Source organism: Tahibacter caeni (assembly GCF_024609805.1).
Taxonomy (GTDB): Bacteria; Pseudomonadota; Gammaproteobacteria; order Xanthomonadales; family Rhodanobacteraceae; genus Tahibacter; species Tahibacter caeni.
Genome location: NZ_JANFVR010000102.1, coordinates 1 through 14,902, shown reverse-complemented (window position 1 = coordinate 14,902; position 14,902 = coordinate 1). Strand labels below are relative to the sequence as shown.

General features: G+C 69.4%; 13 protein-coding genes. 6 read left to right on the top strand and 7 right to left on the bottom strand.

What is annotated here, in order from left to right:
- Window positions 1–59: 59 nt before the first annotated feature.
- The 3 genes from folE to radC all read right to left on the bottom strand — a co-directional run bounded on the left by folE (window position 60) and on the right by radC (window position 2,582).
- Window positions 60–653: a GTP cyclohydrolase I FolE gene (gene folE / locus NON22_RS11055; protein WP_257386987.1), complete on the bottom strand. Its 594-nt coding sequence runs from the start codon at window positions 651–653 to the stop codon at window positions 60–62.
- Window positions 654–710: 57 nt separating this feature from the next.
- A complete protein-coding gene (locus NON22_RS11050) occupies window positions 711–1,784 on the bottom strand; it encodes a hypothetical protein (RefSeq protein ID WP_257386986.1) in 1,074 nt (357 codons plus the stop codon).
- A 126-nt stretch (window positions 1,785–1,910) separates the two neighbouring features.
- Window positions 1,911–2,582, bottom strand: a complete 672-nt coding sequence (gene radC / locus NON22_RS11045) for a RadC family protein (RefSeq protein ID WP_257386985.1) — start codon at window positions 2,580–2,582, stop codon at window positions 1,911–1,913.
- A 118-nt stretch (window positions 2,583–2,700) separates the two neighbouring features.
- Here radC and coaBC point away from each other — a divergent pair, with 118 nt between their 5' ends.
- From coaBC to NON22_RS11030, 3 genes are read left to right on the top strand one after another with little or no spacing between them, the layout of a single operon-like run.
- Complete coding sequence (gene coaBC, locus NON22_RS11040) at window positions 2,701–3,933, top strand: bifunctional phosphopantothenoylcysteine decarboxylase/phosphopantothenate--cysteine ligase CoaBC (protein WP_257386984.1); 1,233 nt, start codon at window positions 2,701–2,703, stop codon at window positions 3,931–3,933.
- On the top strand, window positions 3,930–4,385 hold the full coding sequence (dut, locus tag NON22_RS11035; RefSeq protein WP_257386983.1) for a dUTP diphosphatase: 456 nt from the start codon (window positions 3,930–3,932) through the stop codon (window positions 4,383–4,385). Before coaBC ends, dut begins: the two co-directional genes overlap by 4 nt.
- Window positions 4,386–4,407: 22 nt before the next feature.
- Complete coding sequence (locus tag NON22_RS11030) at window positions 4,408–6,843, top strand: phosphomannomutase/phosphoglucomutase (protein ID WP_306673764.1); 2,436 nt, start codon at window positions 4,408–4,410, stop codon at window positions 6,841–6,843.
- 119 nt (window positions 6,844–6,962) lie between these two features.
- On the opposite strand, the gene NON22_RS11025 is transcribed toward NON22_RS11030, so the two are convergent.
- On the bottom strand, window positions 6,963–7,610 hold the full coding sequence (locus tag NON22_RS11025) for a DUF4124 domain-containing protein (protein ID WP_257386982.1): 648 nt from the start codon (window positions 7,608–7,610) through the stop codon (window positions 6,963–6,965).
- A gap of 66 nt (window positions 7,611–7,676) precedes the next feature.
- Window positions 7,677–8,321 (bottom strand): orotate phosphoribosyltransferase, encoded by a 645-nt coding sequence (gene pyrE, locus NON22_RS11020; RefSeq protein WP_257386981.1) that lies wholly within the window; start codon window positions 8,319–8,321, stop codon window positions 7,677–7,679.
- Window positions 8,322–8,445: 124 nt separating this feature from the next.
- Between pyrE and NON22_RS11015 the strand changes: the two genes are divergently transcribed.
- Window positions 8,446–9,528 (top strand): sensor histidine kinase, encoded by a 1,083-nt coding sequence (locus NON22_RS11015; RefSeq protein WP_257386980.1) that lies wholly within the window; start codon window positions 8,446–8,448, stop codon window positions 9,526–9,528.
- Window positions 9,525–10,322 carry a LytR/AlgR family response regulator transcription factor gene (locus tag NON22_RS11010; protein WP_257386979.1) on the top strand — a complete coding sequence of 266 codons (798 nt, stop codon included), beginning with the start codon at window positions 9,525–9,527 and terminating at the stop codon, window positions 10,320–10,322. Before NON22_RS11015 ends, NON22_RS11010 begins: the two co-directional genes overlap by 4 nt.
- A 46-nt stretch (window positions 10,323–10,368) precedes the next feature.
- Here the strand turns inward: NON22_RS11010 and NON22_RS11005 are convergent, their stop codons facing one another.
- Together NON22_RS11005 and NON22_RS11000 are read right to left on the bottom strand one after the other, a co-directional pair.
- Window positions 10,369–10,962 carry a helix-turn-helix domain-containing protein gene (locus NON22_RS11005; RefSeq protein WP_257386978.1) on the bottom strand — a complete coding sequence of 198 codons (594 nt, stop codon included), beginning with the start codon at window positions 10,960–10,962 and terminating at the stop codon, window positions 10,369–10,371.
- On the bottom strand, window positions 10,917–11,474 hold the full coding sequence (locus NON22_RS11000; protein ID WP_257386976.1) for a hypothetical protein: 558 nt from the start codon (window positions 11,472–11,474) through the stop codon (window positions 10,917–10,919). The genes NON22_RS11005 and NON22_RS11000 overlap by 46 nt, the downstream gene beginning before the upstream one ends.
- A 202-nt stretch (window positions 11,475–11,676) precedes the next feature.
- Here NON22_RS11000 and NON22_RS10995 point away from each other — a divergent pair, with 202 nt between their 5' ends.
- Window positions 11,677–14,775: an efflux RND transporter permease subunit gene (locus tag NON22_RS10995; protein WP_257386975.1), complete on the top strand. Its 3,099-nt coding sequence runs from the start codon at window positions 11,677–11,679 to the stop codon at window positions 14,773–14,775.
- Window positions 14,776–14,902 lie beyond the last annotated feature (127 nt).

The following is a 14,902-nucleotide window of genomic DNA, read 5'->3' as shown; positions in this document are numbered from 1 at the left end:
GGTTCGATGCCGGCTCCTTCTCTCGTCGGCGCCGGCATCGAACCGCAGCGCCGCCCGGCTCAGCGCCGCGCGCTCATGACGAACTGCAGGAACTCGGCGCGCGTGCGCGCATCCTCGCGAAACACCCCGAGCATCTGGCTCGTCGTCATCGACACGCCGGTCTTGTGCACACCGCGCGTGGTCATGCATTGATGCGCGGCTTCGATGACGACGCCGACGCCGCGCGGCTTGAGCACGTCCTCGATGCAGTGGGCGATCTGCGCGGTCAGTTTTTCCTGCACCTGGAAACGGCGCGCGAAGCCTTCGACGACGCGGGCGAGCTTGGAGATGCCGACAACCTTGTCGGTCGGCAGGTAGCCGACATGGGCGCGGCCGATGATCGGCGCCATGTGGTGCTCGCAATGCGATTCGAATTCGATGTCGCGCAGCACGATGAGCTCGTCGTAGCCGGCGACTTCCTCGAATGTGCGCCGCAGATACTCGGCCGGATCCTCGGCGTAGCCCGAGAACCAGTCGCGATAGGCGTCGACGACGCGGCGCGGCGTGTCGAGCAGGCCTTCGCGGGACGGATCTTCGCCGGCCCAGCGCAGCAGAGTGCGGATGGCGGCTTCGGCTTCGGCGCGGTCGACGGGTTTGGCGGGTTCGTCAGTCATGGAATGGCCTGCAGCGGCGAACGGAACGGCGATTGTAGGCCGGAAGCGCCGCGCGGTTCAGCGCAGGCTGCGCGCTTCCATCTCGCGCGTGAGCGTGCGCATGGCCTCGATGACGGCATTGCCGCTGGCCGGCTTGCCGCTCGCGGCGACGCGCGCGCGCAGCGCCATCGTCAGGGCCTTCAGCGGCTGCGCATTGGCCTGTTTGGCGTCCGAAAACGCCGTGCGGCCGAGGCCGGAGTTGAAGCGGTGCAGCTCGAAGAAGAAGCGCTCCTGCCCATCGGTCAGGAAGCCGAACACCGGCAACGCCGATGCCGGGTCGCCGGTCTCGCGATGGCAGCGCATCTCGCGTTCCTGGCACAGGCGCATGCCGGTTTCGACGAAGCGTGCGAACGGTTCGGCCACGTTGGCGGTATCGAGATCGGCCGCGACGAGCGCGAGCTCCAGCGCGTGCTGCAGCACCGGATCCTCGCGCCAGCCCGGCACGTGCTTGTCGAGCTTCGCGTCGAGCTTGGACGCGAGCGCGCCGCCGCTCTGCACGAGGTCGACCGAGTTGTATTCCCAGTCCTGCGCCGGCGGTCGCGCGTCGAAGGTCGAACCGGCGATCATCAGCTCCAGACCCGTATAGAACGCCGCGTCGCGCCGGCGGTCGAAGCCGGCCAAGTCGAGGATGCGGAAGCCTTCCTCGATGCTCGCGCGCTCGTTGCTGCCGACACCGGCGCTGTACATCGGCGCCTCGCGCTGGCGCAGGTCGTGGCAGGCGGCGAACAGTCCGAGCAGCAGCCAGTCGTCGAGACTCAGCGCCTGCAAGCCGGCCGCCTGCATCAGCCTTGCGATGCGGCTGTCGAAAATTTCCAGAATGTGCTGCTCGTTGTGGTAGGCGTGGAAGTCCTGCCCCCAGCTGCCGTGGCGCACGGCCAGTCGCGCATAGGCCAGTTCCACGGCCGCTTCGGTGCGCTCCACGCGGGCCGCGTCGCGCGGTCCGATCAGCGGCGCCAGGACGGCGCGGCGCCGGGCCAGCGCGGCCGTCAGCCCCGGAGCCAGCGACACGAGCAGACGCCGCGCCTGAGCCACGTCCGCAATGGAGCGTTCGGCAGCGTCTTCGGCAAACTCGCGCGGAAACGGCAGGATCACGTGCGGCCAGGCCCTCCACCAAGCGGACCGCAGTATATGTCAGCGCCGTGTCGGCGCCAGGGGCCGTGCGGCCCGGTGCGCCGCCGCCGTGTCGGGCGCCACAGGGCTGCCGCCGAGGGGGCCGATTCACAGCCAGCCCTTCTGCGCCAGCGACACCGGACTGTCGGTGCCGATCACGAAATGATCGAGCACGCGCACGCCGACCAGGGCCAGCGCCTCGCGCAGCTCGCAGGTGATCGCGCGGTCCGACTCGCTGGGTTCGGCCACGCCCGAGGGATGGTTGTGGGCGAAGATCACGGCCGCCGCGTTGTGGCGCAGGCAGGCGCGAACGACCTCGCGCGGATGCACGGCCGTGCCGTCGATGGTGCCGCGGAACATTTCCTCGAACGCGATGACGCGATGGCGGTTGTCGAGAAACACCGCGGCGAACACCTCGTACGGATAGCTGCTCATGCGCGTGCGCAGGAACTCGGCCGTGTCGCGCGGCGAGCGCAGGGTCGACTTGCGCTTGAGATCGTTGCCGAGGCAGCGCCGTGCGACCTCGAGCACGGCCTGCAGGCGGCAGGCCTTGGCCGGACCGAGGCCGCAGAGCGCCGGCAGCGGCTCGGTGCGCACGAACAGCGCGCGCAGCCCGCCGCTCTGCACGAGCAGCCGGCGACCGAGGTCGACCGCGGTCTGGCCGCGGCTACCGCTGCCGAGGAAGATGGCCAGCAGCTCCGCGTCGGACAGGGCCGTCGCGCCCTGGCTCAGCAGCTTTTCGCGCGGCCTTTCGTCGATCGGCCAATGAGAGATGTTCATGAGGCTTCCCTGCCGGCTGCGTCCCGATTCCAGCCTAGCCGGCAGTGACACGGTTCGCGCGCGTCCGGAGCGGGCTTTCCCGTAAGCTATCGCCGCTTGAACCGCTGAGAAAATTCCGATGAGCGCGACAGGATTGGCCGGCAGACGCGTACTGCTCGGCGTGACGGGAGGCATCGCCGCGTACAAGGCCGCGGAGCTCGTGCGGCGGCTCGGCGATGCCGGCGCGCAGGTACGCGTGGTGCTGACCGAGAACGCGGCGCGCTTCGTCACGCCGCTGACCTTCCAGGCCCTGTCCGGCAATCCGGTGAGGACCTGCCTCTGGGACGAGAGCGCGGAAGCCGCCATGGGCCATATCGAACTGGCGCGCTGGGCCGAAGACATCCTCGTCGCGCCGGCCAGCGCCGATTTCCTGGCCCGGCTTGCCCATGGACTCGCCGGCGACCTGCTGACCACGCTGTGCCTGGCCAGCGCCGCGCCGCTGCACGTGGCCCCGGCCATGAACCAGCAGATGTGGGCCAATGCGGCGACCCAGGCCAACCTCGCGCTGCTGCGTTCGCGCGGCGTCGGCGTGTTCGGGCCGGCGGCGGGCTCGCAGGCCTGCGGGGAAGTCGGCGCCGGCCGTCTGCTCGAACCGGACGACCTGGTCGCGGCGCTGGCCGCGACGCGCCAGCTGCGCCGGCTCGCCGGCCGGCACGTGCTCATCAGTGCGGGCCCGACCTACGAGGACATCGATCCGGTACGTTTCCTCGGCAACCGCAGCTCGGGCCGCATGGGCTTCGCGATCGCCGCGGCCGCCGCCGAAGCGGGCGCCGACGTCACGCTCGTGGCAGGCCCGGTGCACCTGGCCACGCCGGCCGGCGTGAACCGCATCGACGTACGCAGCGCGCGCGAGATGCATGCGGCCGTCATGGCTGCGGCCAAGCGGGCCGACGCCTATGTCGCCGCGGCCGCGGTCGGCGACTTCCGGCCGCTCGAAATCGCCGCGCAGAAGATCAAGAAGCAGGGAGACGGCGGCATGACTCTGCAGCTGACCCAGAATCCCGACATCCTGGCCGACGTCGCCGCGCTGCCGCGCCGGCCGCTCCTGATCGGCTTCGCCGCGGAGACCGAGCACGTCGAGGCGCATGCGCGCGCGAAGCTCGAGCGCAAGGGCCTGGACCTCATCGCGGCCAACCAGGTCGGCGGCGGTCTGGGCTTCGAGTCGGAGGACAACAGCCTGACCCTGATCGGCGCCGACGGCGTCACGCCTCTGCCGACCGCGTCCAAGCGCGAGCTCGCGCGCCAGCTCGTCGCCGTCGTCGCCGAGCGCCTGCTGCGGCGCGACGCCGAACGCGGAGCCGGCCGCGCATGATCGATGTCGAATTCCGGATCCTCGACCCGCGCGTCGGCGATTCGATTCCGCTGCCGGCCTATGCGACGCCGGGATCGGCCGGACTGGACCTGCGCGCGGCGCTGGCGCAGCCGCTGCTGCTCGAACCGGGCTGTTCGGAGCTGATACCGACCGGCTTCGCGATCCATATCAAGGACCGCGGCTACTGCGCCGTGATATTGCCGCGTTCGGGCCTGGGCCATCGCCACGGCATCGTGCTCGGCAATCTGGTCGGGCTCATCGACTCGGACTATCAGGGGCCGTTGATGGTGTCGTGCTGGAACCGTTCGGAGCAGGCCTTTACCATCGCGCCGGGGGATCGCATAGCCCAGCTCGTATTCCTGCCGGTGGCTCATGCGGCGTTCCGGGTAGTGGACGATTTCCAGCCGACCGAGCGCGGCGAAGGCGGCTTCGGTTCTTCGGGCGTTTCCTGACCGGCGCGGGGAGTTCACCAGGATGAAGAAAAAGCTCGGCGATGCGGCAAGCACGGCTGCTGCCGCCACCGACGACATGCCGGCCAAGCGCGGATTCGCGCTGCCGGCGCTGGACTGGCGGCGCCTGCTGCCGGTGGCCGGCTCGACCCTGCTGATCGCGGCCGCGCTGTTTTTCGCCTGGCAGGCGACGCAGGTCTGGCGCGACGAGGCGGCACGCCGCAACCTGCTGGTGCAGCGCGAGGCGCAGGCCACCTCGCTGGCCGAGGTCATCGCGGAGCTGCGCACGCGGATCACCAATGCGCTGCAGACGCCCGCGGTGCTGCAGCCGCTGAGCAGCGGCGATCCGGCCCAGCGCGAGGCCGCCGTCGCGGCGCTGCGCTCCGCACTGCCCGACGTCGTCGAAGCCTACTTCTTCAGTCCCGAACTCAAGGAAGTGCTGGGTTCGGATCTGCGCACGTTCGGCTATGCCAAGGCGGCGCAGCTGATCCAGGCGCAGAACGGCGCGGCCGACGCGCAGTCCGTCGTGATCGGCAAGAACGGCCGCATGATCACGTTCGCGGAAACCGTGCGCGCCGGCGAGCAGAACGTCGCGGTGGCGTGGGTCGCCATTCCGATGCAGCCGGTGCTCGATGCGTTCCAGCGCGCCGACGTCGGTGACGGCCGCCTCGAGCTGCGCCAGGGCACCGGCAACGTGACCGATCTGGTGCTGTTCGGCGTCGGCGCCGGCGGAGCGGCGGGTCCGGTGCCGGATCTCGGCCTGCCGATCGCGGGTTCGGCGTTCCGCGTCGCCCAGCTGCCGCCGCAGCTGTTCCTGATCACCTCGTCGGACAATCCCTGGCTGCCGCTGGTACTCGCCGTGCTCTGCGGCATCGCCGCGGCCGTCGGCCTCTGGCTGCGCAAGGTCGGCTGGCACGAGGGCATGGCCGTGCTGCGCGGAAGGCTGATCAAGAGCGGCCCGGCCGAGCCCGAGATCACGATGGCCCAGGCGCTCCAGGTCGAAGCGCCGGCAGCGCGACCGGTGCGCGCGCCGAGCGCGGCGCGGCCCACGCCGGCCACACCGCCGCCGCCGGCCCTGAAGCTGCCGCTGGACCGCAGCATCTTCCGCGCTTACGACATCCGCGGCGTCGTCGGCAAGACCCTGGATCGCGACATCGCGCGCGCGATCGGCCGCGCGATCGGCAGTGAAGGCATCGAACGCGGCCTGACCGAAATCGTCGTCGGCCGCGACGGCCGCCTGTCGGGGCCGGAACTGAGCGCCGGCCTCGTCGAAGGCCTGCGCCAGGCCGGCATGAACGTCATCGACATCGGCCAGGTGCCGACGCCGCTGGTCTATTTCGCGACGTTCCAGCTCAACACCGGCTGCGGCGTCTCGCTGACCGGCAGCCACAATCCGCCCGACTACAACGGGTTCAAGATCGTTCTCGGCGGCGAAACCCTGGCCGAGCAGGCGATACAGGACCTGTATGCGCGCATCGCCGAGAACCGCTTCACGAGCGGCAGCGGCTCGCTGCAGACCATGAACGTCGTCAACGACTACATCGATCGCGTGACCGGCGACATCCAGGTCGAGCACCGCCTGCGCGTCGTCGTCGACTGCGGCAACGGCGTGCCCGGAATAGTCGCGCCGGCCGTGCTCGAAGGCATAGGCTGCGAGGTCATGCCGCTGTACTGCGAGGTCGACGGCGAATTCCCGAATCACCATCCGGATCCGTCGGACCTGCACAACCTCAGCGATCTGATCCTGACCGTCAAGCAGGTCGGCGCCGATCTCGGTCTGGCCTTCGACGGCGACGGCGATCGCCTCGGCGTCGTGACGAAGACCGGCGAAGTGATCTTCCCGGATCGCCTGCTGATGCTGTTCGCGAAGGACGTGCTCGTGCGCAATCCGGGCGCGACCATCATCTACGACGTCAAATGCACCGGCAAACTGCAGCCGGAAATCCTGCGTCACGGCGGCAGTCCGATCATGTGGAAGACCGGGCATTCGCTGATCAAGGCCAAGATGCGCGAGACCGATGCGGCGCTGGCCGGCGAGATGAGCGGCCATTTCTTCTTCAAGGAGCGCTGGTACGGCTTCGACGACGGCATCTACGCCGCCGCGCGTCTGCTCGAGATCCTCGCTGGCGACCTCGAAGGCCGCGATCCGCAGCAGATTTTCGACGGACTCGCCAAGGGCACGAGCACGCCCGAGCTCAAGATCGAGATGAGCGAAGGCGAGCATTACCGCTTCATCGAGCGCTTCCGCGAACGGGCGAGCTTCGAGGGCGCGCGCGTCACGACGATCGACGGCGTCCGTGCCGACTGGCCCGACGGCTGGGGCCTCGTGCGCGCTTCGAACACGACTCCGGTGCTCGTGCTGCGTTTCGACGCCGACAACGAAGGATCGCTGCGGCGCATCCAGGACGTGTTCCGTCGTCAGCTGCTCGCGCTCGACGCGAACCTCAAGCTGCCGTTCTGAGCAGCGGTGCAGCGCCCTGACGCCGTCGCCGGGAAGCGCGGCGTCGTCGTCGCTGCCGCCTCCGCTCCAGCGATGTCTGCCGGCCGGCGTAGCGGGCCGCCGGCGTTGCCAAGCGACGCTCAGCGCTTGCCGCCGCGCTGGTCCTCCGCGCGCTGCCGGACCGCGCGGTAATGTTCGATCTCGGAGACGAGCTGCTTTTCCATGGCCTGGCGATCGGCCGTGCGGCGTTCGAGGTAGGCCTTCTGCTTGGTCAGGTCGGTACGCAGGGTGTTGATCTGGTTCTGCACGACCGGCGGGACCGGCTTGCCGTTGCGCTCCTGCTCGGCCGCGTGGACCAGGCGTTCGGCCAGGCTCTTTTCCTGGCTCGCGATGCCGAGCTCGGTGGCCTGGATGTTCTGCGTGATCAGGTCGATCTGCGCCTGCAGCGACTTGCGCAGGTCTTCCTCGGTCGGATAGGCGGCGAGCATCTGCGCATCGTTGCGCGCGATCTCGTCGTTCTTGCGCTTTTCCTCGGCGCGTTTCGCTGCCTCGGCCTTGGCTACGGCAAGCTCCTCCTCGGTCTTCGCGCGCTCGACGCGGCGCACGACCACGCCCTGCTGGTTGACGACCTCGTAGCCGAGCTTGACTGCCTCGGGCGGCACGGTATCGGCATAGTGCAGGCTGCCGCTCTCGTCGCGCCACTTGTAGCGCACGCGGTCGGCAGCCGTCGCAGCGGCGCTGCCGAGCAGAGCCAGCGCGAGCAGGGTACAGCGCACAGCAAACGACATGGTGGTTCCTCCTTGCTAGGCAGTATAGGCGGCGCCCACGACGTCCGGCGCTGAACCGCGGCAGACTCAGGCCACGCCGTAGCGCCGGCGGTAGTCCTCCAGGCGGGACTGCTGCTCGGCGAGTTCGGGTCGCTCGGCGGTCAGGGTCAGCAGGTCGGCCAGGCGCGCGATGGCCAGGACCGGAATGCCGAACTCGGCCGTGACCTCCTGCGCCGCCGACAATGTTCCCTGCCCACGTTCCTGGCGGTCCAATGCAATCAGTACGCCAGCCGCGACGGCGCCCTGGTCGCGGATGATCTGCAGGGACTCACGTATCGCAGTGCCGGCCGTGATCACGTCGTCGACGATGAGCACGCGGCCGCGCAGCGGCGCGCCGATCAGATTGCCGCCTTCGCCATGGGTCTTGGCTTCCTTGCGGTTGAACGCGAACGGCAGGTCGCGGCCGTGCTCGCCGGCCAGCGCGATCGCGGTCGCGGCGGCCAGGGCGATGCCCTTGTAGGCCGGACCGAACAGCATGTCGAAGGTCAGTTCCGATTCGGCCGCGGTCGCCGCATAGGCGCGGCCGAGCCGGGCCAGCGCGGCGCCGCTGTCGATCAGGCCTGCGTTGAAGAAGTACGGGCTGGTGCGGCCGGACTTCAGGGTGAACTCGCCGAAGCGCAACACCTGCTTGTGCAGGGCCAGGTCGAGGAAGTCGCGTTGGTGCGGGCGCATGCAGGTCTCCCGAAAAGCGCCGATTGTAGGCAAGCCGCGCCCGGCGGTTGCCAGCGTGCGCCGAACTGCGTTCTGCTACGGCGCTCGGGCCCTAGCATGGGCGACCATGGTTTCGCATTCCCGAATGACCAGCCTGAAACGCTTCTTCGCTACGCCGGCGCGCCTGTTCTGGGTGCTGCAGTGCGCCGGTTGGCTGGGCTATTTCAGCCTGCACTATCTGTCGGCCGCCGGCCACGGCAAGCCCTGGGACTACATCTGGGTGTCGGCCGCGGCCACCGCGATCGGCTTTGGCGTGACCAGCCTGCTGCGCCTCGGCTACCGCGCGATCTGGGAGCTGCCGACCGGGCGCATGATCGCCGCGGCTGGCCTGCTGCTGGTGCTCGCGACGGCCGTGTATTCGACGACCTATGCCGAGGCGGTGTTCCGCTGGTGCTTCGAATGCCGGCCCGAAAGCCTGCTCGGCTACATCGGCTATTTCGGATCGGCGCTCTACGTCATGCTGTCCTGGAGCGGCCTGTATTTCGGCATCAAGTTCAGCCGCGAAGTCGCCCATGAGCGCGAGAACACGCTGCGCGCGAACGCGACCGCGCACGAGGCCCAGCTGAAGATGCTGCGCTACCAGCTCAATCCGCATTTTCTGTTCAACACCTTGAACGCGATCTCGACCCTGGTGCTGGACAACCAGAACGCGACCGCGAACCGCATGGTCACCGGGCTGTCGGCCTTCCTGCGCCATTCGCTGGATTCCGATCCGATGCAGCGCGTCAGTCTCGAGGAAGAGCTCGAGGCGCTGACCCGCTATCTCGGCATCGAGCAGGTGCGCTTCGGCGAGCGTCTGCGCGTCGTCGTCGACGTCAGCGCCGAGGCGCGCCGCGCGCTGGTGCCGAGCCTGATCCTGCAGCCGCTGATCGAGAACTGCATCAAGTACGCGATCAGCCGGCGCATCGAAGGCGGCACGATCGCGGTGCGCGCCAATGTCGCCGGCGAATGTCTGCGCATCCGCGTCGAGGACGACGGTCCGGGCCTGCCGGCCGACTGCAGCGGCGCGGGCAACGGCAACGGCGTGGGCCTGGCCAATACGCGCGAGCGCCTCAAGGTGCTCTACGGCGTGCGCCAGCGCGTCGACGTGCGCTCGCGGCCGGCCGAGGCCGGCTGCGGCGTCGAGGTCGCGCTCGAGCTTCCCTTTGAAACCCGGAGCGACACGTGATCCGTACCCTGATCGTCGACGACGAACCGTTGGCGCGCCGCGGCCTGGAACTGCGCCTGGCCGGCCAGGCCGACGTGGAAGTGGTGGCCCAGGCCGGCAACGGCCGCGAAGCGGGCTTCGCGATCGCGGCGCTGAAGCCGGACCTGATGTTCCTCGACATCCAGATGCCGGAGATGGACGGCTTCGCGCTGCTGCGTTCGCTGCCGGCCGAGAGCCTGCCGCTGACGGTTTTCGTCACCGCGTATGACCAATATGCGCTCGACGCGTTTGCCGCCTGCGCCGTCGACTATCTGCTCAAGCCGGTCGAGGAGGTTCGCCTCGCGCAGGCGCTGCAGACCGTGCGCGAGCGCCTGCGCGCACGCGAGGCCGGCGGCGACCGCGACAAGCTGCTGCGCCTGCTCGCGCGCGTCTCGGGCAAGGCCGACCTGACCCTGGCCGATGCGCTGGCCCAGGACGAAGTCGAGCCGGCCGCGCCGCAGCGCCTGGCCATCCGCGACGGCAACCGCACGGTGCGCCTGGATCCGGACTCGATCCGCTGGATCGACGCGGCCGGCGACTACCTGTGCATCCACACCGCCGACGAGAACTTCGTGATCCGCGCGACCATGCGCGAGATGGAGCAGCGCCTGGACCCGCGCCGCTTCCAGCGCATCCATCGGTCGACGATCGTCAACCTGAGCTGCGTGCGCGAGCTGCGCTCGCATCTGAACGGCGAATACTTCGTGACCCTGGAATCGGGCCATACCCTCAAGCTGTCGCGCAGCTACAAGGACAAGGTGCACCTGCTGCACTGAGCCTGCGCGAGGTCCGATTCCCCCGGATCGCACGCGGCCGGCGCCGTCAGTCGCGGCCGCCGGCTGAAGCGGTCGCGCCCGGCCGGTGACGCTGGCGGTAGGCGCTCGGCGTCTGGCCGACTTCGCGCTTGAACGCGGTGTTGAGGGTCGACTTCGACGTGAAGCCGCTCGCGTAGGCGATGCCGAGAATGGTCCGTTCGCTGGCCGCATCGTCGAGGCAGCGGCGCACGTCCTCGATGTGCAGGCGATTGATGTAGTCCCAGAACGTGCCGGCGAAGCGGCGGTTGATCACGGCCGAGACGAGGTATTCCGGATAGCCGCTGCGGCGCGCGAGCTGGCCGATGCTCAGCGCCGGTTCGCGGTACAGCCGTTCGGCCTGCATGAGCTGCGCGAGGCGCGCCTCGACTGCCGGAAAGCGCGCATCGTCCGTCGCGTCGCCGGCCGGAACGGGCGCTTCCGGCAGTGCGGCCGGCGGCGCCGGCACGGCGGTCTGGCCCAGGCTCAGATAGCCGACCGTGAACATCCAGGCCACGACGGCGCCGTAGATCAGCGGATAGTCGATCCACGGAATGTTCGACAGCCACTGCAGGGTCGCTATGCCCAGATCACGGTCTGCGAGATCGCCATCGTCGTGATCCAAGGCAGCGACAGGCGATCGGCGTCGGCGCGCTGCGCATGCAGGCGGCGCCGGTGCACGTGCGCCCGCCACAGCGCCGCGCCGACGTAGCCGAGCCCATAGCCGAACAGGAAGAGATCGAACCACGGCGACGGCGCCAGCCGCGCGCCGTTCGCGAAGTGTGCAACGATCGCGGCGGGATCCTGCAGCCCCACGTCGCCCTTGAGCAGCAGTGCGGCGGCGAAGCCGAGCAGATGGGCCTGGTCGCTGCGGCGGAACGCGCGCGCTTCGGTCAGCACGCGCACGTGGACGTAGAACAGGCTGCCGTAAAGAAACGGAAACAGGCCGACGAAGCGGTAGAGCTTGTACCAGGCCGGTCCCGGCGCCTGGAAGTACAGCGCCTTGACGACGAGGTCGAAGCCGATCAGGGCGATCCAGGCGGCGAGCACCCGGTTGGCGCCGCGGTTGACCGGGCGCCGCCACAGCGCGAGCGCGAGCCAGGCGGCCTGCGGCGGCGACATGGCGCGCAGGTTCAACCGGTATCGCCGGCCGCAGCGGTTGACGATGCCCGCTTCGCGCGCAGTCCGGCAACACGCGGCACAGTCCGGCGTGCCGTCAGCGCCGTTCGGCGCAATCGGCGCAACCTCTATGACCTCTGCCGCATCCCAGTTCGGGCGTGCAGCGCGAACCTGAAGACAAGAGGGCGGCCGACACGATCGGCCGCGGCGGGAGAGAGTCATGAAACTGATAGAAGCGTCGCTGCGCAATCCGGTCGCGGTGGGCGTGACGGTATTGATGGTCTGCGTATTCGGCCTGCTGAGCCTGCGCGAGCTGCCGCTGCAGCTGTTTCCCGACATCGAGCGGCCGCAGATCTCGATCAACACGGGCTGGCGCGCCGCTTCGCCGGTCGAAGTGGAGTCGGAGCTGCTCGAACCGCAGGAGCAGGTGCTGCAGGGCCTGCCGGGACTCGAGGAACTCGACGGCAGCGCCAACACCGGCGGCAGCAATGTGAATCTGACCTTCGCGATCGGCACGGACATGAAGAACGCGCTGGTCGAAGTCATCGGCCGGCTCAACCGTCTGCCGCCGCTGCCGCGCGACGCGGACCGGCCCGTCGTGCAGCTCGGCAACGGCGACGCGAACCAGTCGCTGAGCTGGTTCTTCGTGCAGCTGCTGCCGGGCACGCAGGGCCAGATCGCCGACTACCGCGAATTCATCGACGCGACGGTGCGTCCGCGCATCGAAGCCGTGTCCGGCGTCGCCGGCGTCAACGTCAATGCAGGCCCGCCCGACGAAGTGCGCATCACGATCGACCTGGCCAAGGCCGCGGCCATGGGCATTCCGATCACCGACATCGCCGCGCGCGCGGCCAGTGCGACCGACGTGTCCGGCGGGCAGGTCGAGGTCGGTCGTCGCGAATACACGCTGCGCTTCGTCGGCCGCTATACGCCCGAGCAGCTCGGCGAGCTCGTGCTGACCTGGCGCGAGGGCCGGCCGATCAAGCTCGGCGACGTGGCCACGGTCGAAGTGCGCCCGCCGGAACCGCGCTTCTTCGCCTACCAGAACGGCAATCCCGCGATCGGCCTGCAGGTGCTGCGCCAGAGCGGTGCGAACGTGCTCGGCACCTTGAACGAGGTCAAGAAAGTCGTCGCCGAGCTGCGCGACGGTCCGCTGAAGGCGCAGGGTCTCGGCATCGAGCAGTCGTTCGACTCGGCCCTGTTCATCAATCGCGCCGTGGGCCTGCTGACCGAGAACCTCGTCGTCGGCGCGCTGCTCGCGCTGATCTGCGTCTGGTGGTTCATGCGCGACGGTCGCGCGACCTTGCTGATCGCGACGTCGATTCCGATCTGCCTGCTCGCGACTTTCGTCGTGCTGCATCTGACCGGCCGCACGCTCAACGTGATCTCTCTGGCCGGGCTCGCGTTCGCGGTCGGCATGGTCGTCGAAGGCGCGATCGTCGTGTCGGGCAACATCATCCGGCTGAAGGAATCGGGCATGACGCCGGTCGAGGCTGCGCTGGCCGGCGCCAAGCAGGTCGTGCCGGCGCTGTTCGCATCCACGGTCACGACGATCGCGGTGTTCCTGCCGGTGCTGTTCCTGCGCGACGTCGAAGGACAGATCTTCGCCGACCTCGCGCTGACGATCTCGATCTCGGTCGCGATCTCCGTGCTCGTCGCACTGACCGTGCTGCCGGCCGCGGCCGGCGGCTGGCTCAAGGCCAAGAAGCTCAGCTCGGGCTACGGCGACGGCTGGCCGGCGCTGACCGAGCGCATCCTGCGCTGGACCGACACGCCGGCCAAGCAGATCGGCTGGGTCGTCGCGCTGCTGATCGCACCGCTGATACTCTGCGCGGCGTTCCTGCCGCGGCTGGACTACCTGCCGCCGGTCAAGCGTGCGGCGATCGACGCGAATTTCAGCTTCCCGCCGGGCATGAGCCCCGAAGTCGTCAACCGCGAGATCGCCGGCACGATCCTCGCGCGCCTGCAGCCCTACATGAAGGGCGAGAAGCAGCCGCAGCTCAAGAACTACTACCTGCTGCTCTGGCCCGGCGGCGGTACCGTGGGCGCGCGCGTCGTCGACGAATCGCGTATCGGCGAGCTCGAAAAGATCGTGCGTGAAGAGGTCATCGTCGGCCTGCCCGATACGCGCGCCTTCGCCGGCGAAGGCGATCTGTTCGGCGGCTTCGGCGGCTCGGCGAGATCGATCGCGATGCACCTGCAGAGCGACGATCCCAAGGCGCTCGAACGCGCCGCCGAGCAGGGCCGCCAGCTGCTCGAGAAGACCTTCCCGGGCGCCAACGTGCAGGCGTTTCCGAACACTGATTCGGTGCAGACCGAGCTGCATGCGGTGCCGAACGACAGGCGCATCGCGGAGGCCGGCTGGGACCGCACCGCGCTCGGCACCGTCGTGCGCGCGCTCGGCGACGGCGCGTGGCTCGGCGAGTATTTCAACGGCGAGACGCGCGTGCCGATCATCCTGCGCGCGAGCGCCGGCCAGACGCCGGAGCAGCTCGCCGAAGCGCCGCTGGTCACGCCCTCGGGCCAGGTCGTGCCGCTCGGCGATCTGGTCAGTCTCGAAACGACCCTGGGCCCGACCGTGATCCGCCGCCTCGGCCATCGCCGCACGATCAGCCTGACCGTCGACCCGCCGGCCACCCTCTCGCTCGAAGAGGCGCTCGCGACCCTGAATCGCGACGTCGTGCCGAAGCTGCGCGCCGCACTGCCGCCGGACGGGAGCATCCTGATGGCCGGCAGCGCCGACCGGCTCGAGCAGATCGTCGGCACGATGACGAAGAACTTCGCGCTCGCGCTGCTCGTGCTGCTGCTGATCATGGCCGCGCTGTTCAAGTCGCTGCGCGACGCGGTCATCGTCATGCTGACCGTGCCGCTCGCGCTGATCGGCGGCATGGTCGGCCTGCGCGTGCTCGGCGTGTTCGCGTTCCAGCCGCTCGACCTGCTGTCGATGATCGGCTTCGTCATGATGATCGGCGTCATCGTCAATCACGCGATCCTGCTCGTGGACCTCACCCGCGAGGCGCAGAACGACGGCCACAGCCTCGAGGACGCGATCCGCATGGGCCTTAACCAGCGCCTGCGCGCGATCCTCGCCTCGACCATGACCGGCGCGCTCGGCGCGCTGCCGATGGCCGTGAACCCCGGGCCGGGCAGCGTGATCTATCGCGGCCTGGCCGCCGTGAACGTCGGCGGCGTCGTCGTCGCCCTGGTGTTCTCGCTGCTGCTGATGCCCAGCCTCATGCGCCTGAGCCAGTGGCGCCGCCGCCGCGATGCGGCCCCGGCGCCGGCCGTGCGCGAGCCGGGTTATCCGCGCGCGGCCTGAAACACGCCATTACCGGAGGATGCACATGAAAACCCTTTCGCTGAGTCTGTTGCTGGCCACGCTCGTCGCGGCGCCCGCCGCGCTGACCTCGGCCGCCGAAGCGCCGGCCGCGCCGGCGGCGACCGTC